Source organism: Kitasatospora saccharophila (genome assembly GCF_039529925.1).
GTDB lineage: Bacteria > Actinomycetota > Actinomycetes > Streptomycetales > Streptomycetaceae > Kitasatospora > Kitasatospora saccharophila.
The window spans coordinates 18,587-36,858 of sequence record NZ_BAAANS010000049.1; the positions used below are offsets into that span (position 1 = coordinate 18,587).

19 protein-coding genes are annotated in these 18,272 nt (G+C 75.2%); 8 read left to right on the forward strand and 11 right to left on the reverse strand.

The features are described from left to right. Nucleotides 1–2: 2 nt before the first annotated feature. The 3 genes from ABD345_RS29395 to ABD345_RS29405 all read right to left on the reverse strand — a co-directional run bounded on the left by ABD345_RS29395 (nucleotide 3) and on the right by ABD345_RS29405 (nucleotide 2,168). Nucleotides 3–380 (reverse strand): hypothetical protein, encoded by a 378-nt coding sequence (locus tag ABD345_RS29395; RefSeq protein WP_344556438.1) that lies wholly within the window; start codon nucleotides 378–380, stop codon nucleotides 3–5. A gap of 401 nt (nucleotides 381–781) precedes the next feature. Beyond that, nucleotides 782–1,003, reverse strand: coding sequence for a DUF397 domain-containing protein (locus ABD345_RS29400; RefSeq protein WP_344556440.1), 222 nt, complete (start codon nucleotides 1,001–1,003; stop codon nucleotides 782–784). A gap of 94 nt (nucleotides 1,004–1,097) precedes the next feature. Further along, the gene (locus ABD345_RS29405) at nucleotides 1,098–2,168 is read right to left on the reverse strand and encodes a helix-turn-helix domain-containing protein (RefSeq protein WP_344556442.1); all 1,071 of its coding nucleotides are present in this window, start codon (nucleotides 2,166–2,168) and stop codon (nucleotides 1,098–1,100) included. 286 nt (nucleotides 2,169–2,454) lie between these two features. Between ABD345_RS29405 and ABD345_RS29410 the strand changes: the two genes are divergently transcribed. The 5 genes from ABD345_RS29410 (at nucleotide 2,455) to ABD345_RS29430 (ending at nucleotide 5,544) form a co-directional block, all read left to right on the forward strand. After that, nucleotides 2,455–2,700, forward strand: coding sequence for a hypothetical protein (locus tag ABD345_RS29410; protein ID WP_344556444.1), 246 nt, complete (start codon nucleotides 2,455–2,457; stop codon nucleotides 2,698–2,700). After that, nucleotides 2,697–2,942, forward strand: coding sequence for a hypothetical protein (locus ABD345_RS29415; protein ID WP_344556446.1), 246 nt, complete (start codon nucleotides 2,697–2,699; stop codon nucleotides 2,940–2,942). Before ABD345_RS29410 ends, ABD345_RS29415 begins: the two co-directional genes overlap by 4 nt. 20 nt (nucleotides 2,943–2,962) lie before the next feature. Further along, nucleotides 2,963–3,283, forward strand: coding sequence for an antibiotic biosynthesis monooxygenase family protein (locus ABD345_RS29420; protein WP_176187587.1), 321 nt, complete (start codon nucleotides 2,963–2,965; stop codon nucleotides 3,281–3,283). Nucleotides 3,284–3,657: 374 nt separating this feature from the next. After that, on the forward strand, nucleotides 3,658–4,170 hold the full coding sequence (locus ABD345_RS29425; protein ID WP_344556450.1) for a hypothetical protein: 513 nt from the start codon (nucleotides 3,658–3,660) through the stop codon (nucleotides 4,168–4,170). A gap of 81 nt (nucleotides 4,171–4,251) precedes the next feature. Next, nucleotides 4,252–5,544, forward strand: a complete 1,293-nt coding sequence (locus tag ABD345_RS29430; protein WP_344556452.1) for a VanZ family protein — start codon at nucleotides 4,252–4,254, stop codon at nucleotides 5,542–5,544. 52 nt (nucleotides 5,545–5,596) lie between these two features. On the opposite strand, the gene ABD345_RS29435 is transcribed toward ABD345_RS29430, so the two are convergent. The 6 genes from ABD345_RS29435 to ABD345_RS29460 all read right to left on the reverse strand — a co-directional run bounded on the left by ABD345_RS29435 (nucleotide 5,597) and on the right by ABD345_RS29460 (nucleotide 12,470). Further along, entirely contained in the window at nucleotides 5,597–6,445 is an 849-nt protein-coding gene (locus tag ABD345_RS29435) for an ECF transporter S component (protein WP_344556454.1), read from the reverse strand. A 151-nt stretch (nucleotides 6,446–6,596) separates the two neighbouring features. Continuing rightward, nucleotides 6,597–8,213, reverse strand: coding sequence for an ABC transporter ATP-binding protein (locus tag ABD345_RS29440; RefSeq protein WP_344556456.1), 1,617 nt, complete (start codon nucleotides 8,211–8,213; stop codon nucleotides 6,597–6,599). A gap of 58 nt (nucleotides 8,214–8,271) precedes the next feature. Beyond that, a complete protein-coding gene (locus ABD345_RS29445) occupies nucleotides 8,272–9,426 on the reverse strand; it encodes an energy-coupling factor transporter transmembrane component T (RefSeq protein ID WP_344556458.1) in 1,155 nt (384 codons plus the stop codon). Nucleotides 9,427–9,428: 2 nt separating this feature from the next. Beyond that, on the reverse strand, nucleotides 9,429–10,124 hold the full coding sequence (locus tag ABD345_RS29450) for an SCO2322 family protein (protein WP_344556460.1): 696 nt from the start codon (nucleotides 10,122–10,124) through the stop codon (nucleotides 9,429–9,431). After that, nucleotides 10,121–11,563 (reverse strand): SCO2321 family membrane protein, encoded by a 1,443-nt coding sequence (locus ABD345_RS29455; RefSeq protein ID WP_344556462.1) that lies wholly within the window; start codon nucleotides 11,561–11,563, stop codon nucleotides 10,121–10,123. Before ABD345_RS29455 ends, ABD345_RS29450 begins: the two co-directional genes overlap by 4 nt. A gap of 241 nt (nucleotides 11,564–11,804) precedes the next feature. Then, nucleotides 11,805–12,470, reverse strand: a complete 666-nt coding sequence (locus ABD345_RS29460) for a TetR family transcriptional regulator (RefSeq protein WP_344556464.1) — start codon at nucleotides 12,468–12,470, stop codon at nucleotides 11,805–11,807. A gap of 242 nt (nucleotides 12,471–12,712) precedes the next feature. Between ABD345_RS29460 and ABD345_RS29465 the strand changes: the two genes are divergently transcribed. From ABD345_RS29465 to ABD345_RS29475, 3 genes are all read left to right on the forward strand, one after another. Continuing rightward, nucleotides 12,713–14,032: a glycosyltransferase family 4 protein gene (locus ABD345_RS29465; protein ID WP_344556466.1), complete on the forward strand. Its 1,320-nt coding sequence runs from the start codon at nucleotides 12,713–12,715 to the stop codon at nucleotides 14,030–14,032. A 65-nt stretch (nucleotides 14,033–14,097) separates the two neighbouring features. Beyond that, complete coding sequence (locus ABD345_RS29470; protein WP_344556468.1) at nucleotides 14,098–14,832, forward strand: class I SAM-dependent methyltransferase; 735 nt, start codon at nucleotides 14,098–14,100, stop codon at nucleotides 14,830–14,832. Further along, the gene (locus ABD345_RS29475) at nucleotides 14,829–15,908 is read left to right on the forward strand and encodes a prenyltransferase/squalene oxidase repeat-containing protein (RefSeq protein WP_344556470.1); all 1,080 of its coding nucleotides are present in this window, start codon (nucleotides 14,829–14,831) and stop codon (nucleotides 15,906–15,908) included. The genes ABD345_RS29470 and ABD345_RS29475 overlap by 4 nt, the downstream gene beginning before the upstream one ends. Nucleotides 15,909–16,086: 178 nt before the next feature. On the opposite strand, the gene ABD345_RS29480 is transcribed toward ABD345_RS29475, so the two are convergent. Both ABD345_RS29480 and ABD345_RS29485 read right to left on the reverse strand, forming a co-directional pair. Continuing rightward, the gene (locus ABD345_RS29480) at nucleotides 16,087–17,019 is read right to left on the reverse strand and encodes a hypothetical protein (RefSeq protein ID WP_344556472.1); all 933 of its coding nucleotides are present in this window, start codon (nucleotides 17,017–17,019) and stop codon (nucleotides 16,087–16,089) included. A gap of 214 nt (nucleotides 17,020–17,233) precedes the next feature. Beyond that, nucleotides 17,234–18,271 (reverse strand): N-acetylmuramoyl-L-alanine amidase, encoded by a 1,038-nt coding sequence (locus ABD345_RS29485; protein ID WP_344556474.1) that lies wholly within the window; start codon nucleotides 18,269–18,271, stop codon nucleotides 17,234–17,236. Nucleotide 18,272 lies beyond the last annotated feature (1 nt).

Consider the following 18,272-nt stretch of genomic DNA (forward strand, 5'->3'; position numbering starts at 1 on the left):
GCTCAGCGCGCCGGGACAGGCCGCCCCGGCGGCGGCCGAACAGCTCGCCGCCACGTGCGTCGCGGCGGCGGCGGCGTCACGGTGAACGGCGCCCCGTCGGCCGCGGTCAGCGCGTTGTTGCCGATCGTCACCGTGTAGGTGAACTCCTGGCCCGCGTACCCGCTGGTCGGCCCGGCCACGTTGGTCGTCACGTCGACGACCTCCCCGGCCCGCCGTTCCGGCTGCGGGGCCGCCGACGGCGCCGGGGCCGCCGACGCGGGGGCGGGCGCGGGTGCGGCGGGCGGCGCGACCACGGGCGCCCGGCCCTCCGGCACCCCCTCGGCGGCGGCCACCGGCGGTGCGGCCGACAGCACCGTCCCCCACGCCAGCAGGGCGGCCACGAAGGGCCCGCACCGTCTCCGCCGGATCCCCGACCTCGTCCGAACCATGGCGAACCAACCCTCCGTGCCGACCGATCGGCCGGGGCAGCCCTGGAACGTCGACCGGTCGATGCGTATGCGACGGACCCACGCTCACGCATCGACGCCCGCGCACCCGGGAGGCAGGTGCACGACGGGCCGGGAAATCAGTCGCATGAACCACCCGGCGCCGCGCGAGCCCCGCCTGCGGTGGCCCGTTCACGGGCAGCGGTCTTCTCGACCGTGGCGGCAGGAGCAGCGTGACGCCCCGTCAGCACGGCACCATCGGAGCCCGGCCGGGCCTGACCTCGCCACCGAGGCCCGGAGGGCCCTGATCCGGACGATGGTCGCGGAGCAGCGGCGGGGACACGGCTGAAGGGGTGTCAGGCGGTGATGTCACCGGACTTGAGGCCGGTGAGGAAGGTCTGCCAGGTGGTGTTGGGGAAGAGCAGGGCGGGGCCTTCGGGGTCCTTGCTGTCGCGGACCGGGACGATGCCGGCGGTGGTGGCGAAGGTGTGGGAGGCCTCGACGCAGTTGCCGCCGTTGTTGCCGCTGTAGCTGCTCTTGGACCAGTGGGCGCCGGAGAGGTCGACCTGGGGTGTCATGTCCCGCAGCCTTTCCGGCGGGGCGGAGGGGCAAACGGCGCCGAGCCGAAACCGCGTGGGGCCTCGGCTCGGGGTGCTGGTGGGTGCGGGGGTGTCAGGCGGTGATGTCACCGGACTTGAGGCCGGTGAGGAAGGTCTGCCAGGTGGTGCTGGGGAAGAGCAGGGCGGGGCCTTCGGGGTCCTTGCTGTCGCGGACCGGGACGATGCCGGCGGTGGTGGCGAAGGTGCGGGAAGCCTCGACGCAGTTGCCGCCGTTCTCGTCGCTGTAGCTGCTCTTGGACCAGGAGGCGGTGGCCAGGTCGAGCTGGGGAAGCATGTTCAACAGTCCTTCCATGATGCTGCGGATCAGGCGGGCGGAGTCCGGTGCTGACAGGGCGTGGGCTCGGAGCCGATCATAGCGTCGGGCAAGTCGGGTGACTTCGGCGTTTTCGCTGATGAAGTGCCCCCTGTTGAGGCTCTGCGAGTAGACGCACTCCTGCCCGTCAGGCAGCGTGACCAGGGTCTGTGACACGCTGGAGGGCGTGTGCTCGCCCATGTCGAACGGGGCGATCTGGAGCAGGATGTTCGGGTGGCGTGCCACTTCCAGCAGTCGCCCCAACTGCCGGGCCATCACCGCAGGACCGCCGATCACGGTGCGGATCGCCGCCTCGTGCAGGACGACGATCAGGGTCGGCCCGTCCTTGTCCGCCTCGAAGAAGCGGTTCTGCCGGTTCATGCGGGCCGCCACGCGTTCCTCGATCAGCTGTTCGTTGCCCGCAGCGTCTCCTTGGGCAAGCAGCGCCCTGGCGTATTCGGGGGTCTGCAACAGGCCAGCGACGCGCGAGACTTGGTAGTCGCGCACCAGGGTCGCCCGCGCCTCCATCTCCGCGAACCGCCGGAACCAGTCCGGGTGTTCGACCCCCTGGCGCCACGGGACGCGCTCCCAGATCCGCAGCAGGAAGCCGTCCGCGTCCAGCAGCTTGTCGCAGGCCCGGACGAAGTCCTGCTGGGGCACCCGTTCGGCGGCCTCGATCCGGCTGACCAGCGAGCGGTCGCAGTGGACCAGGTTGGCCAGGTCGCCCTGGGAGAGGCCGGCCCGTTCGCGGGCCCGGACGAGTTCCGAGGCGAAGAAGTCCGGTGAGCAGAACGCCGATCCGTGCGTGTCCGCGACCTTGTTACGCCCCATTGCGCATCTCCCCAGGTGACATAGGTGCCGGCCGGAGTCCGACCAGTCGTCACGGTACTACCGTAGGTCGATGCTTGGTGACGTAAAGCTACAACTGGCATGAGGTGGAAGGACGGTGGGCGCGCGGGTTCCGGGCGGCATCGTCGCAGGTGACAGGGTTTTCTGTCATGGAGTGACTCGTCGTCAGCGGGCTTCTGCTGGCCGATAGTTGAGGTCGGAAAGCGGAAGAACGGCGAGAGCGGGGCACGTGGTGGATGCGACGGCGAGGGGCCATACCGAGCGGGCGGTGGCCCGGGGGCACGCCCGGGAGCTGTACGCGTTGACGGGGCAGCGGCCCTCGGTGACGTGGACGAGCGGCGGGGCGGTGAAGGTCTCGGTGCGGGTGCGCGGGCGGCACGACGAGGCGCTGACGCGGGCCATGCTCGACGTGCTGGGGCGGGGGGACCGGTTCGGGCACCGGAAGACGGAGCGCCGGGCGTACCTGTGGTTGGAGGTCGGCGGAGCGCCGGCGGCGAGCGAGGAGTGGCGATGAGTCTGGTCGAGTTCTACCCCACCGGTGTGTTCGGGCTGCACTGGGAGGCGACGAGGATGGACGAGGACGGCGAGGTGCACGGCCTGGTGCTGGCCGAGTCGGGCCGGGACGGCGTGGCGATCGCGCACGTGGAGCAGCCGAACGCCGTGGTGTTCGCCACCCGCGCCGAGTTCGCGCTGCTGCGGGAGCTGCTGCTGAACGGCGAGTTCGACCACCTGATGCCGACCGGTCGGCGGGCGTGAGGTGAGGCAGGATGGGCGGCATGAGCGTAGTGAAGATCAACGTGCTGACGGTTCCCGCTGAGCAGCGGGAGGTGCTGGAGCAGCGGTTCGCCTCGCGGGCCGGGGCGGTGGAGGGGTCGGACGGGTTCGAGTGGTTCGAGCTGCTGCGGCCGGTGGAGGGGACGGACCAGTACCTGGTGTACACGCGGTGGCGGGACGAGGAGTCGTTCCAGGCGTGGATGGAGGGGCCGATGAAGGCCGCGCACCAGGGCGGGGGCGGGGGCGAGCGTCCGCGTCCGGCGGCCAGCGGGTCGCAGGTGTGGTCGTTCGAGGTCGTGCAGCAGACCGGCCCGAAGGCGTGAGGAAGTAGCGGAACGTGAGGGCCGGCCCCCGGGGGGCCGGCCCTTCTGCTTGGGGCGCCGGGAGTGCGGCGGATTCGTTGCGCAAACGTGTTGTCACGCTGCGTGGCGAGCGGGCGGTGACAGCTGATGCATCGGCACTGCTCGGAGTGATGGAACGTTTCGCTGAGTGACGTCGACCGGCGGGCGTTACGGGAGGAAAGGGGACGAATCGGCGCCCCCGGGGTTCCTTGTCCGGCTCGATGGTGTGCGGAAGGCTTCCGGTCGGACGGGCGGCACCCGAGCGGGGCGGCCCGACCGGAAGTCCGAGGGCTGGGGGGTCCGCGCGGCAACGCGGAGCCCCCTCCCCGCCATTTCGATGCACCTGGGAGGACATCATGGCGAAGACCGCAACCCCGGCGAGCGGGGTGCGTAGGAGGATGGTACGGCTCGGAATCACCGCGGTGCTCGCACTCGCACCACTGGCGGGCACCGTCGGGGCCCACGCGGCCCCGGCGGCACCGAAGGACCGGATGCCGAAGGGCGCCGGGGTCTCGGCGGTGATCAACGACGGCACCGTGACCGGCGGCAACTCCTACGTCCACACGGACCTGAGCAGCGGAACCCTGTCGTTCTGGTCCGAGAACGGCGCGCGGTACGGCCAGAGCCAGTACTCGGCGATCACGGCGATCCAGTACCAGAAGAACTCGGGCGGCCAGATCCACCTCCAGTTCTTCTACAACGAGGGCGGCAACAGCCACCCGGACGAGGGCGCCTTCTACCAGAGCGCCGGTGAGACCCGGAGCTACAGCTGGGGCTTCGTCTCCCTGCCGGCGAACTGCAGCGCCGTCGGCAAGATGAAGGTCGACGGACAGGGCGAGTTCCTGACCCCGCCGGACCACCCCTGCTGAGGCTGAACCGCCGTCCTGGCGGGGCGGGTTCGGGCCGTCGGCCCGGGCCCGCCCCGCCGACCACCTAATCCGGGAAGCCCGATGATCGAAGCGATTCTGCACGCAGTCCCCGACCTCTTCCCCGTCTTCGCCGCGCTCGGCCTGCTGTTCGGCGCCGCCGCCTACTGGCAGGCCCGGCGCCGCGAGTGGCCGCCGGTCGTCGCGGTGCTGCTCGGGCTGTCGCTGGCCGGGGAGTTGGCGGCCACGCTGACCCCGACCGGCTCCTCGTCGGGATCGGCGAACTGCACGATCGGCTCCGGGGTGTGGGTCACCGTCACCGGCACGCAGGGGCTGATGAACGTCGCCCTGTACGTGCCGCTGGCCTTCTTCGGGGTGCTGGCGCTGCGGCGGCCGCTGACCGTCCTCGCGTCCTGCGTGGTCCTCTCCGCCGCGACGGAGCTCTGCCAGACCCTGCTGGGGACCGGTCGGGCCTGCGACAGCGCGGACTTCCTCGACAACGCGCTCGGCGCGCTGATCGGCACGGTCGCCGGGGTGCTGGGGGCGTGGCTGCTGCGCCGCAAGCTGTCGACGGTGCGCCGGGACGGGCTGCACTTCCTGACCACGGCCGGCAGCGGTCTCGCGGCCGTCGCGGTCGTGGTGTGGCTGTACGTGCCGCTCTACCGGGACGAGACCGGTTTCAGCGGGAGGCCGGGCCCGGACGACTCGTCCCAACAGCTGGCCGCGATCGACGAGATCGCACCCAAGCTGTTCGGCGCGGGCACGCGGATCGACTACTTCGGGATGGTGGCCGACCCGGGCGGCTCGCCCCAGCCGGTGCTCAGGGTCAGCGCCTACGGCGGCGAGTTCCAGCTGGCGTGGCCCAGCCGGCACCTGCTGATGAGCGCCGCCGACGACCACAAGATCGACCCCGGGCCGCTGTCCCGGGAGCAAGTCCTGAAGGCGGGCGCCGACTTCGCGTCCGTCTGGTTCGCCGAACTGGTCTCGGGCGTCACCCCCACGCTGGCCCCCACCGGGGGCGAGGGCGGCGCGTACGTGGTCACCTACCGCCGCTACAACGCGGACGGCGTCCTGATGCCGATGCGGGTCGACGTCACGGTCTCCACCTCCGGCCGGGTGATGGCGTCCGCCGCGCGGTGGGACGCCGATCCCCCACTGCCGCGTCCGGTGGTCGCGGAGGAGGCGGCGAAGGAGCGGGCGGCGGCGGACGCGCCGGGGACGCGGGCGGACAGCGCGTTCCTGCTGGCCAAGCGGGTGGACGGGCAGTGGCGGCCGTGCTGGGCGGTCAACCTGGTCGGGGCGGGGCAGAGCGGGGCCGCGGGGAAGGTCGGGTTCGTCGACGCGGTCACCGGGCGGGTGGTGGCCCGCGAAGGGTGAGGACGCGGGCCGCTCGGGCCGGGGGAGCGGCGTGGCGGGCACCGCCGCCGCGCTAACGGAAGGCGGCCCGGCGGGTGGCGCGGCGCAGGGTGCGCAGCAGGGAGCCGCCGACGGTGAGGCAGAGGACGGCGGTGAGGGCGGCCCGGGAGAGGTCCCAGCCGAGGGAGGTGGTGAGGCAGTAGAGGAGGAAGCGGGTCAGGTTGGCGGGGAGCGGGTCGCCGGGGACGAAGGAGATCGACAGGCCCAGGCCGCCGATGTAGGGCCAGCCCTGGAGGTTCATGACGGTGCCGTAGCCGACCGAGGCGAGGACGCCGTAGCCGGCGAGCATCAGCAGTTCGGCGCGGCCGCGCAGGCGGGCGGCGCCCGGGAGCAGGCCGGCGCCGAGGCAGACCCAGCCCATGCTGAGCATCTGGAACGGCAGCCAGGGGCCGACCCCGCCGGTGAGCAGGGCGGAGGCGAACATGGTGAGCGCGCCCAGCACGAAGCCGAAGCCCGGGCCGAGAGCGCGACCGGCCAGCACCATCAGGAAGAACATCGGCTCCAGGCCGGCGGTGCCCGCGCCGAGCGGCCGCAGCGCGGCACCGGCCGCGGCGAGCACGCCGAGCATGGCGACGGCCTTGGCGTCCAGGCCGGGGGCGCCGGTGGCGTCGCGGTTCTCGGAGAGCTGCGCGACCAGGACGGCCAGCAGCAGCGGCATCAGCAGGGCGAACAGCCAGGGCGCGTCCGCGGAGTGGCCGACCAGGTCGGACTCGCGGGCGGCGAGCAGCGGCCAGCCGAAGGAGGCGACACCGACCGCGGAGACCAGGCAGAGGAACAGCAGGGAGCGCCGCCCGAGCGGGACGGGACGGGTGAGGCCGGGGGCGGGGACGGGAGAAGGGGTGGGAGCGGGAGGGCGGGTCATCGCGGCGGCTCCCCGGCGGCCGTGGCGGTGCCGGTGGCGTCTTCGGCCGACGCGGCGGTGCGGCGGGCGGGTCCGGTGGATCCGGTGGGGCCGGTGGCGAGCGGGAGGGCGGGTCGGGTGCGGGGCGGAGGGGGCGGAGGGGGCGGAGGGGTCATCGCGGCGGCTCCCCGGTGAGGGCGGCCAGGGCGGCGGCCGCCTCGGGGACGGTCAGGTAGGGCGGGAGGATCTTCGCGGTCTGCGGGGCGAAGGTCGGGGAGGCGAGCACGATTTCGGGGGTGGGGCCGTCGGCGACGATCTCGCCCTCGGCCAGCACGGCGGTGCGGTGGGCGAGTTCGGCGGCGAGTTCGACGTCGTGGGTGGCGAGCAGGACGGCGTGGCCGGCGGCGGCGAGGCCGCGCAGCACGGTGACCAGGCGGGCCTTGGCGGCGTAGTCGAGGCCGCGGGTGGGTTCGTCGAGCAGCAGGACGGGCGGGCGGGCGGCCAGGACGACGGCCAGCGCGAGGGTGAGCCGCTGGCCCTCGGAGAGGTCGCGCGGGTGGCGGTCGTCGGCGACGCCGGGCAGCAGGTCGGCCAACAGGGCGCGGCAGGTGCCGGGTTCGGCCCCGGCGTCCCGGTCGGCGGCGGCGCACTCCTCGGCGACGGTCTCCGCGTACAGCAGGTCGCGCGGGTCCTGCGGGACGAGCCCGACCGAGCGGATCAGCTCCTTGGGGCGGGACTTGTGCGGGACGAGGCCGTTGACCCGGACGCTGCCGGAGTCGGGGGCGTGCAGGCCGACCAGGGTGCCGAGCAGGGTGGACTTCCCGGCGCCGTTGCGTCCCATCAGGGCGGTGATCTGCCCCGGGGCGAGGGCGAGTTCGACGCCGCGCAGCGCCGGGACGCGCCCCCGGGAGACCACCAGCCGGCTCGCGGTGGCGATCGGCTCGGCCGGGGCGGGCGGCGACTTCGGTGCCGGGAGCGGCAGTCGGTCGCGCAGCGGGGCCGCCCGGCGGCGGGCGTCGCGGACGGTGAGCGGCAGCGGCGTCCAGCCCGCCCGCAGCCCGAGTTCGACCACCGGCGGCCGGACCGGCGAGCGGGCCATCAGCGCGGCCGGGTCGCCCAGGACCGGCGGCTCGCCGGGGCCGGGCAGCAGCAGGACCCGGTCGGCGTACTGGACGACCCGCTCCAGCCGGTGCTCGGACAGCAGCACGGTGGTGCCCAGGTCGTGCACCAGGCGCTGCAGGACGGCCAGCACCTCCTCGGCGGCGCCCGGGTCGAGCGCCGAGGTCGGCTCGTCCAGCACCAGCACCTTCGGGTGGACGGTCAGCACCGAGCCGATCGCCACCCGCTGGCGCTGCCCGCCGGAGAGCGAGGACAGCGCCCGGCCGCGCAGCTCGGCCAGGCCCAGCAGGTCGAGGGTCTCCTCGACCCGGCGGCGCATCACGGCCGGGGCCAGGCCCATCGACTCCATGCCGTAGGCGAGTTCCTCCTCGACGGTGTCGGTGACGAAGTGCGCGGCCGGGTCCTGCCCGACGGTGCCGACCACGTCCGCGAGGTCGCGCGGCCGGTGCTCGCGGGTGTCCCGCCCGGCGACCGTGACCCGGCCGGTCAGGGTGCCGCCGGTGAAGTGCGGCACCAGGCCGCAGACGGTGCCCAGCAGCGTCGACTTGCCGGACCCGGATGGGCCGACCAGCAGGCACAACTCGCCCTCAGGGATGGTCAGTTCGACACCGGACAGAGCCGGTTCGGTCGCGTCGGCGTACTGCACGCCGACCTGCTCGAAAGTGATCACCGGGTGCTCCGGGGCGGCTCGGACGCGGGCGGGGGAGGGGAGACGGGGAGGCGGGCGGTCACCGGGTGCTCCGGGGCGGCTCGGGGGTGACGAAGGCGGGCAGCAGACCGACCAGCACGGCCAGCGCGGGCAGCAGCGGCAGGGCGGGCGCGGTGGGCGGGACGACGCCCGGGCTGAGCGCCTCCGGCCAGCGGCCCGCGTACCAGATCAGCACGGCCGCGACCAGCGCGCCCGAGGCGGCCGTCAGCCACTCCGGCAGCGCCCACGGGTCGGGCCGGTAGCGGGTCCGGACGCTGCGCCGGCCGCCCAGCACCAGGCCCGCCCCGGCCGCGCCGGCACCCGCCAGCAGCACCGGCAGCGCCCACGGGTGGCTGCCCGCGGTCAGCAGGCCGTACGTCGCCGAGCACACCGCCAGCAGCCCCGCCAGGGTCAGCGCCCCCGCGGTGCGCACCACCCGGCGCGGGACGACGGCGGTGCGGCCGAAACCGCGGGTGTCCATCGCCGCCGCCAGCGCCACCGAACGCTCCAACGCGCCCTCCAGCACCGGCAGTCCGACCGACAGCACCGCCCGCACCCCCCGGTCGGAGCGCCCGCGCAGCCGGCGCGCCGCGCGCAGCCGCCGGACGTCCGCCACCAGGTTCGGCGCGAAGGTCAGCGCCACCACCGCCGCCACGCCCGCCTCGTACAGCGCGCCCGGCAGCGAGCGCAGCAGCCGCGACGGCGAGGCCAGCGCGTTCGCCGCGCCCACGCAGGCCAGCAGCACCGCCAGCCGCAGCCCCTCGTACAGCGCGAACAGCACCCCCTCCAGCGTCACCGCGCCGCCCAGCCGGACGCCCTGCGCCCAGGCCGGCAGCGGGACCTGGGGCAGCGTGAACAGCACGTGGGTGCCGCCGACGGGGGAGCCCAGCAGCACCGCGAACACCATCCGGGCGGCCAGCACCAGCAGGCCCAGCCGGAGGAACGCCGCGTACGAGCGGGCCCAGGGGGCGTCACCGCGCCGGGCCGCGACCACGTAGCCCGCCACCGCCAGGATCAGCAGCAGGAGCACCGGATTGGTGGTCCGGCTGGCCGCCGCGGCCAGGCCCAGCGACCACAGCCACCACGCCCCCGGGTGCAGCTGCCGGGTGAGCGCCCGGCTGTGCGCGGCCGCCGGACGGCCCGGCGAACGCCCTTGCGGGGGTGCGGGGTCGGCGGTCCGGCGGGAGGTCGACATGCTCAGCGGGTGCGGCGGCGACGGGCCTGCCAGACCGCGCCCGCACCCAGCAGCAGCACCGCGCCGACCCCGGCGAACAGGCCCACGCTCGGGCCGCCGTCACCGCCCGGCCCACCGCCGGCGGCCGCGGAGTCCGCGCCCGCCGCGGCCTGCTCGCCGCACCCCGCGCGCGGGTAGCCGGAGATCGCGCACAGCATCGCGCCCGAGTCGTAGCGCAGCGGCGCGGCGACCGCGGCCAGCACCTCGGCGGAGTTCGCCGCGGACGGCACCGAGGCGCAGGCCGACCGGACGGCGGGCGGCTGCTCGCCCTTCGGGGCGTCCGCCGCGCTGCCGGAGTCCAGCACCACCGCGACCCGCTTGCGGCCGTCGGCGGGCGCGGTGCCCCCGCAGATCGCGGCGAAGTCGGGGGCCGCGGAGGGGCGCGGCGTGTCCTGGCCGCCGTCCTGGCTCAGCACGAACCGCCAGCCGTCCACCGCCCCGTCCGCCGGAACGTTCCCGGCCGGGCCGACCTGCTGGTAGGACCAGCCGTCGGCGCCGCCCTTCCAGAACGACCAGTACCGGTACTCGGCGGCGGCGGAGGAGCCGGCGGCCGGGCCGAGGAGCGCCGCGCACCCGGCGAGCAGGGCGAGCAGGAGGGGGAGCGCTCCGGAGCGGCGGGCGGCGAGGGGGGTGGCGAGGGGGGTGGTGCGGCCGGTCATCGGGTCCGCTCCGGCTGGTCGTCGGAGCCGGTGTCGGAGTCGGAGCCCGAGCCGGTGTCGGCGCCGGTGGCCGGGGTGCTGTCGGCGCTGTCGGTGCCGGAAGTCGCCTTCTGGCGGCGGCGGTTGAGGCTGAGCAGCAGGCCCGCGCCGACGCCGACCAGGAGGCCGACGCCGATCAGCCAGCCGGCCGAGAAGCCGCTGTTCTCGTCGGGCTCGGTGATCGCCGCGCCGGGGGCGCGGGTGGCCTGCGGGTCACCGGCGACCGGTCCGCTCTTCGGCTTCGGGCCGGAGTCGACCAGCAGCTGGACCAGGTTGGCGCCGCCGAAGTTGTACGGGTCGAGCTTGGCGGCGCGGGCGGTCAGCACCAGGGTGGCGGTGGCGGCCGGGTTGGTGCCGGTCGGACCCTGGGCGGCCCAGGAGTAGGCGTTGCCGGCCAGCCAGTCGGCGGCGCTGGCGGCCTCGGCGGGGTGGCCGGCGGCGACCAGGCCGAGGACGGTCCAGGCGGTGGAGTCGTAGGCGGGGGTGGGGGTGTCCGCGCCGGGGGTCTTGGCGGTCAGGTGCTGACCGTCGGCGGCGAGCCGGGCGGTCAGCCAGGCGGCGTCGGCCTCGGCGGAGTCGGCGTGCGCGACCGGCCCGGCGCCCTGGCCGCCGTCGCAGGCGAGGGCCTTCGGCGGGGCGTCCTTGCGGTCGGTGGTGTCGACCGGGAGGTGGCCGCCGGCCGCGGCGAGCAGGGCCTGCGCGGAGGCGATGGTGTCGGCGGCGGCCGGGACGCCCGCGGCGGGCTGGTAGAGGAAGGCGCCGCGCTGGTCGGCGGGGGTGGTGCAGTCGAGCTGGAAGGAGGCCAGGCCGTCCCAGCCGGAGCGGCCGCCGACGGCGACCTGCGCCGGGTCGAGGCCGGCCGCGAGCAGGCCGTTCAGCACCACGGCGGTGGAGTTGGCGTCGCCGGGCGCGCCCGGGTTGTACGCCCAGCTGCCGTCCGGGTTCTGGTGGGCGCGCAGCCAGTCGGTGCCCCGGCCGACCGGCTGCTGGTGGCCGCCGAGCGCGGTGAGCGCCTGGACCGCCATCGAGGTGGCGTTGGTGTCCTCGGTGGCGGGGGTGCACGGGGTGCCCTCGGCCCGGTAGGAGGGCCAGCCGCCGTCCTCGCACTGCTGGTCGAGCAGCCACTGCACGGCGGCCTCGGCGGGCTCGACCTTCTCCTGCTGGAGCGCGACCAGGGCGAGCGACTGCCGCCACACCCCGTCGTACTGCGGGTCGCCCTTGCCGTACAGCCCGGCGGGCACGCCGGTGGCCGGGGTGGGGGAGGCCGAGGAGGACGAGGAGGACGGGGCGGACGCCGAGGGGGAGGGCGTGGCGGTGTCGGCGAGCGCGGGCGCGGCGGCGGTGCCGGCGAGCAGGGCGCCGGCGAGCGCGGCGGCGCCCAGGCGGGCAGCGGTCGGCATGGGGTGAAGCCTTTCGGTGAGCGGTCGCAGCGGGCCGGGGCACACCCCGGTTTCGCCCGTAGACCCACGACGGATGAGGGCCGCTCGCCTCCGGCCGGGCAGTCCGACTGCGCCGCGCCCCGGCGGTGCGGGGGCGGCTCACGGTTGCGGGTCAGTGCCGGAGTCGCACCGGCTTCCCCCGGCCTCGGAGGCGGATGTGAAGTTGTCGCGGGGGCCGGAGCCGGTCCCGCGACCAATGACTCTAGCCCGCGGCCGCGACCGCCCCGGCGGCAGGTGGTGGAACGGGTTGCAGTTCCGGCCGGTCGGCGGACGCCGCGGGGGCGGGGGACAGCAGCCGGGCGGCGGTGTGCAGGTCGGCCCGGACCTCGGCCAGCGAGGCCCGCCCGGACAGCCACGCCAGCAGGGCGGCGTGCCAGGTGTGGACCACCACCCGCAGCGCGGCCTGCTGCTCGGCGGTGGGCGGGCCGGGCAGCCGGGTGGCGGTCAGCACGATGGCGCCGGTGAGCTGGGCGACCCCGTCCACCTCGGGGCCCACCGAGCGGTCCGCGAAGGACAGCGCCCGCACCATGGCCTCGGCCAGCCGGGGTTCGCGCTGCAGCGCGTGGAAGGCGGCGGTGAGCGCCTCGGCGACCCGGGCCGCCGGGTCCGCGCCGGTCGGCGGGCGGCGCCGGACCTGCTCGTGCAGGCGCTCCAGCTGCTCGTGCATCACCGCGACCAGCAGGTGCACCTTGGACGGGAAGTACCGGTACAGGGTGCCGAGCGCGACCCGCGCGCCCTCCGCGACCTCGCGCATCTGCACCGCCTCGTACCCGCCCCGGGCGGCCAGCGCGGTGGCCGAGCGCAGGATGCCCCGGCGGCGCTCGGCCTGGCGCGGCGTCAGCGGCCCGGCGGCGGCGGTGGCGGTCACGTGCACTCCAGGAACGGCTGCGGGAGGTGTGGCGGCGGTGCGCCGGGCGCGGCGGCGCGGCGTGGTGCGAATCACCCGCCGGGGCTCCTGACGGAAAGCTACGGGCCGGTAATCTTCGAGGTCCCTCGTTGTTCACTTTCTCCAACGACGAGTTCGCACCGCTGTGAAACGTGATCTACTTTACCGGTCGGCGGCCTTCTCCGTCGCCGGTCCCGGTGAGTAGCGAGGAATGGGGACTGGGGATGACCGCTGTGTCGCCGCCGTCGTTGCGGATCGCCCTGCTGTCGTACCGCGGCGACCCGTTCTGCGGCGGCCAGGGCGTGTACGTGCGCCACCTGTCGCGCGAACTGGCCCGGCTCGGCCACCGCGTCGACGTGATCGGCGCCCAGCCGTACCCGGTGCTCGACGAGGTCGACGGCCCCGGCGGCGTCCGGCTGGTCGAACTGCCCGGCCTCGACCTGTACCGCGCCGACGACCCGTTCCGCACCCCCGCCGCCGCCGAGTTCCGCGGCCCGGTGGACCTGCTGGAGTACGCGGTGATGCGCACCGGCGGCTTCCCCGAACCGCTGACCTTCTCGCTGCGCGCCCGCGCCCACCTGGCCCGGCACAAGGGCCGCTACGACGTCGTGCACGACAACCAGACCCTCGGGTACGGCCTGCTCGGCCTGGCCCGGCACGGCTTCCCGCTGGTCACCACCGTGCACCACCCGGTCACCGTGGACCGGCGGCTGGAGATCGACGCGGCCCGCACCCGGCTGGAGCGGCTCGGCAAGCGCCGCTGGTACGCCTTCACCCGGATGCAGCGCCGGGTCGCCGCCCGGCTGGCGCACGTCATCACCGTCTCGGAGAGCTCGAAGGCCGAGATCGCCGAGCAGCTGGGCACCGCGCCCGGCGCCGTCTCGGTCGTCCCGATCGGCGCCGACACCCGGCTGTGGTCGCCCTCCGCCGCGGTCGCCCGGGTCCCCGGCCGGATCGTCGCCACCTCCAGCGCCGACGTCCCGCTCAAGGGCCTGGTGCACCTGGTCGAGGCGCTCGCCAAGGTCCGCACCGAGCGGGACGCCCACCTGGTGGTGGTCGGCAAGCCGCAGAAGGAGGCCGGGCCGGTCGCCGAGGCGGTGCGCCGCTTCGGCCTGGAGGGGCACATCGAGTTCCGCACCGGCCTGAGCGACGCCGAACTGGTCGACCTGTACCGCTCCGCCGAGGCCGCCTGCGTCCCCTCGCTGTACGAGGGCTTCTCGCTGCCCGCCGCCGAGGCGATGGCCACCGCCACCCCGCTGGTCGCCACCACCGGCGGCGCCATCCCCGAGGTCGCCGGGCCCGACGGCGAGACCTGCCTCGCGGTGCCGCCCGGCGACGCGGGCGCGCTGGCCGCCGCGCTCGGCCGGCTGCTGGACGACCCCGCGCTGCGCGAACGGCTCGGCGCCGCCGGGCGCGAGCGGGTGCTGGCCCGGTTCACCTGGGCCCGGGCCGCCGAACTCACCGTCGAGCGCTACCGGGCCGCGATCGCCACCGGCACCGGTGCCGCCGCCCGCTCCGGCCCCGGCTGGCGCTACGTCGGCTGACGCCGGGCCGGGTGACCGGCCGTCAACTCCGAAGAAACACCCCCTCCGCGAATGGGAGCCCCGCAGTGCTGACCGTCGACTTCTCCCGCTTCCCGCTCGCCCCCGGCGACCGGGTGCTCGACCTGGGCTGCGGCGGCGGCCGGCACGCGTTCGAGTGCTACCGGCGCGGCGCCGACGTGGTCGCCCTCGACCGGAACGCCGAGGAGATCGCCGAGGTCCGCAAGTGGTTCGCCGCCATGGAGCAGGCCGGCGAGGCCCCCGCCGGGGCCAGCGCCACCGCGATGGAGGGCGACGCGCTGAACCTGCCCTTCGACGACGCCACCTTCGACAAGATCATCATCTCCGAGGTGATGGAGCACATCCCCGACGACGAGGGCGTGCTCGCCGAGATGGTCCGGGTCCTCAAGCCCGGCGGCCTGCTCGCCGTCACCGTGCCGCGCTACCTGCCCGAGAAGATCTGCTGGGCGCTGTCCGACGAGTACCACGAGGTCGAGGGCGGCCACATCCGGATCTACAAGGGCGACGAACTCGTCCGGAAGGTCCGCGACGCCGGGCTCACCCCGTACGGCACCCACCACGCGCACGCCCTGCACGCCCCCTACTGGTGGATCAAGTGCGCGGTCGGCGTCGACAACGACAAGGCGCTGCCGGTGCGCGCCTACCACCAGCTGCTGGTCTGGGACATCGTCGGCACCCCCGTCATCTCCACCCTCACCAAGGCCGCCGAGAAGGCCCTCAACCCCGTCCTCGGCAAGTCCTTCGTGGTCTACGCCAGCAAGCCCCGCAAGGCCGACGCGTGACGGCCGCCGTCCCCGCCGCCCTGCTGCTCGACGGCGTCCTGGACGCCGGGCAGGCCGCCGACACCGTCCGCTCGATCCTCGCCCACCAGCAGCCCGACGGCGCGATCCCCTGGTTCCACGGCGGCCACCTCGACCCCTGGGACCACACCGAGGCCGCGATGGCCCTCGACACCGCCGGGGAGCACGCCGCCGCCGAAGCCGCCTACCGCTGGCTCGCCGACCGGCAGAACCCCGACGGCTCCTGGTACGCCGCCTACGCCTACGGGCAGCCCGGCACCGCCGACGGCACCGCCACCGACCTCGCCCGCGAGACCAACTTCTGCGCGTACGCCGCCGTCGGCGCCTGGCACCACCACCTGTCCACCGGCGACGACCGCTTCCTGGAACGGATCTGGCCCACCGTCAGCCGCGCCCTCGACCACACCGTCCGGCTCAGCCTCCCCGGCGGCGCGATCGCCTGGCGCCAGGACGAGGACGGCACCGCCGCCACCGACGCGCTGCTCACCGGCTCCTGCTCGATCCTGCACGCGCTGCGCTGCGGACTCGCCGTCGCCGACCACCTCGACCGGCCGCAACCCGACTGGGAGATCGCCGCCGGACGCCTCCAGCACGCCATCGCTCGCCACCCCGAGCGGTTCCTCGACAAGGACCGCTACTCCATGGACTGGTACTACCCCGTCCTCGGCACCGCCCTGCGCGGCGCGGACGCCGACCGCCGGCTCGCCGCCGACTGGGACCGCTTCGTCGTCCCCGGCCTCGGTGTCCGCTGCGTCAGCGACCGGCCCTGGGTCACCGGCGGCGAGAGCGCCGAACTCGCCCTCGCCCTGTGGGCCGCCGGACAGTCCGACCGGGCCGTCGAGATCCTCCGCTGGATCCAGCACCTCCGCCACGACGACGGCTCCTACTGGACCGGCTACGTCTACGAGGACCACGCGGTCTGGCCCGAGGAGCGCACCACCTGGACCGCCGGCGCCCTGCTGCTCGCCGTCGCCGCCCTCGGCGGCGACCACGCGACGGTCAGCGTCTTCGGCGGCGAACAGCTGCCGGGCGGACTGGCGGTCAACGACTGCTGCTAGGCGTTCCGGCGTCGGGCCGCCGGGCGTTCCGGCACCGGGCCGCCCGGTGCCGCGGGCTGCGCGGGCTGCCGGGGCGCGGCGAACGGCGAAGGCCCGCCCGGGAGGGGAGTCCCCTCTCCGGGCGGGCCTTTCGTCGCGTCCGTTCCGCGCCCCGGTCAAGGCGCGGGGGTGACGGGCGTCAGCCGCGCTGGATGCCGTTGGTGTCGTTCAGCAGGCCGTGGGTACCGTCCGGGAGCTGGGCGACCAGGGCCGCGCCGCGCTGGTCGACGGCCAGGTACCAGGTGCCGGGGACGAGCTCGCCGACCGCCGGGGCGGCCGGGTTGTCCTTGTTGGCGAGCTGGCGGACCGCCGGGACGGCGAACCAGAACGGGGAGAACGGGGCACCGGACTGCGCCGGGGCCTGGTCCTGGACGGCCGGCTGCACCGCGGTGGGCAGCGGGGCGACCGCCGCGGCGGCCGGGGACGGCGCCGGAGCGGCCTGGGCGGCCTGCGGGAAGCCGTAGCCGCCCGGGGTCGGCTGCTGCTGGGCCTGCGGCTGACCGGCCTGCTGGCCGGGGAAGGGCTGCTGCTGCTGGGCGCCCGGGTAGCCGTAGGCACCGGGAACGCCCTGCTGCGGCTGGCCGCCGTACGCCGGGTACTGCTGGCCGGCGGCCGGGGCGCCCGAGGACAGCGGGAGCTTGAGGGCCGGCAGCGCGTTGCCCGCGACCACGACGCCCGCCATCACCAGCAGCGAGACCAGGCCGAGCCAGGCGCCCGCACCGTAGTTGATGCCGGTGCTGCTCCAGCCGCCGAAGGACCACAGCATGCCCCACAGGGCGATCACGATCGCGGCGCTGCCCCACTGGTCGAGGCGCAGTCCGACGAACTCCTTGTTGCCGAGGGTGGCCTTCTGGAGCGAACCGACCACGATCAGCACGGCACCGATGATGCCGAGCAGGTAGACCGACTGGAGGGTCGGGAAGAGGTCCGACTTCCAGACGTTGAACGAACTGTCCTTCCCGCAGTACGAACCGCAGTCGGCGCTGCGGTAGGCGAGGAAGGATGAAATCAGGAGCAGTACGGCCGCACCGGCGACGGCGGCGTCTCCCCTGGTGAGAGCGCGCGAGTTCACTGGCGTTCCCCTCATTGGTGTAGTCGTGGTCGGCGGCGGTTGACCGGGCCCCCGTGGTACCGGGTCGGTACGACGGGGCAAAAGCCTAGAGCCAAGGCGACGCCGCGTGCACGGCACCCTCCGGATCCGCACCGAATCGGTACGGAAGGGGAGTGCCGGGAATCGGGGTGGAGCGGGGGCGGGACGGGGCGGGACGGGGGGTGGACGCGGTGGTTCACCCGGTGAGATAGCTGGTCAGCGCGTCGGCCAGGGCCTGGGCGGCCCGCTGGCGCCACTGTGGATCGGACATCCGCTGGGCGTCCCCGGAGTTGCGCATGTTCCCGCATTCGATGAACACCTTCGGTACCTTCGACAGGTTGAGCCCGCCGAGGTCGCTGCGGGTGTCGAGGCCCTGCTGACCGATGTAGCTGGAGTACGGCTCGCCGGTGCCCGCCTTGAAGGCGTCCCGCAGCAGCAGGCCCAGCTTGTGCGAGGGGTCGACGATCGCCGAGGTGTCGGCCGGTCCGGCCACCACCCGGGCGGGCATGATCACGTGGAAGCCGTTCCCGGAGGAGGGCGCGCCGTCCGCGTGCACCGAGACCGCGGCGGCCGCCCCGGCCTCGTTGCCGATCCGGGCGCGCTCGTCGATGCACGGGCCCCAGGCGCGGTCGCCGTCCTGGGTCAGCACCACCTTCGCGCCCCGGTCCTGCAGGATCTGCCGGGCCCGGTGCACCACGTCGAGGGTGAAGTCGGCCTCCGGGTAGCCCGCGTTGGTCTCGGTGCCGGTGGTGTCGCACTCCTTGCGGCTGTTGCCGATGTCGACCTTGCGGTTGATCTCGGTGGCGTGCTCGGCGTTGCCGCCGTTGTGGCCCGGGTCGAGCAGCACGGTCCGCCCGGCCAGCGGCCGGGGGCCCCCGCTCGGCGAGGCCGGCGCCGAGGGGGGCGGGGACGCCTGGGCGGACTCCGCCGCCGGAGCCTGGGCGGGCGCGGCCGGCGAGCCGCTGTCCGCCTCCGCGCCGTCCACCCGGTCGCCCTCGGCGAAGCTCGGCGTGCGCGGGCCGGAGGCGTGCGGGGAGACGTCCCGGCTGCTGTTGGCGACGGCCTGCCAGCCCAGCCAGCCGATCAGGCACACCGGCAGCACCACCGCCGCCACCTTCGCGGCGGGCCGCCAGCGGCCCGCCCGCCGGACCGGGTCGGCGTACGGGTCGGCGTACGGCTCCCGGCCCTCGGGGCCGTCGGGGCGGACGTGGTACGGGGTGGTACGGCCTGTCACG

Coding starts and splice junctions, on each gene's coding strand:
- ABD345_RS29400 (WP_344556440.1), bottom strand. CDS start 1,003: ATGACACCCCAGGTCGACCTCTCCGGCGCCCACTGGTCCAAGAGCAGC.
- ABD345_RS29405 (WP_344556442.1), bottom strand. CDS start 2,168: ATGGGGCGTAACAAGGTCGCGGACACGCACGGATCGGCGTTCTGCTCA.
- ABD345_RS29415 (WP_344556446.1), top strand. CDS start 2,697: ATGAGTCTGGTCGAGTTCTACCCCACCGGTGTGTTCGGGCTGCACTGG.
- ABD345_RS29420 (WP_176187587.1), top strand. CDS start 2,963: ATGAGCGTAGTGAAGATCAACGTGCTGACGGTTCCCGCTGAGCAGCGG.
- ABD345_RS29425 (WP_344556450.1), top strand. CDS start 3,658: ATGGCGAAGACCGCAACCCCGGCGAGCGGGGTGCGTAGGAGGATGGTA.
- ABD345_RS29430 (WP_344556452.1), top strand. CDS start 4,252: ATGATCGAAGCGATTCTGCACGCAGTCCCCGACCTCTTCCCCGTCTTC.
- ABD345_RS29435 (WP_344556454.1), bottom strand. CDS start 6,445: ATGACCCGCCCTCCCGCTCCCACCCCTTCTCCCGTCCCCGCCCCCGGC.
- ABD345_RS29445 (WP_344556458.1), bottom strand. CDS start 9,426: ATGTCGACCTCCCGCCGGACCGCCGACCCCGCACCCCCGCAAGGGCGT.
- ABD345_RS29450 (WP_344556460.1), bottom strand. CDS start 10,124: ATGACCGGCCGCACCACCCCCCTCGCCACCCCCCTCGCCGCCCGCCGC.
- ABD345_RS29455 (WP_344556462.1), bottom strand. CDS start 11,563: ATGCCGACCGCTGCCCGCCTGGGCGCCGCCGCGCTCGCCGGCGCCCTG.
- ABD345_RS29465 (WP_344556466.1), top strand. CDS start 12,713: ATGACCGCTGTGTCGCCGCCGTCGTTGCGGATCGCCCTGCTGTCGTAC.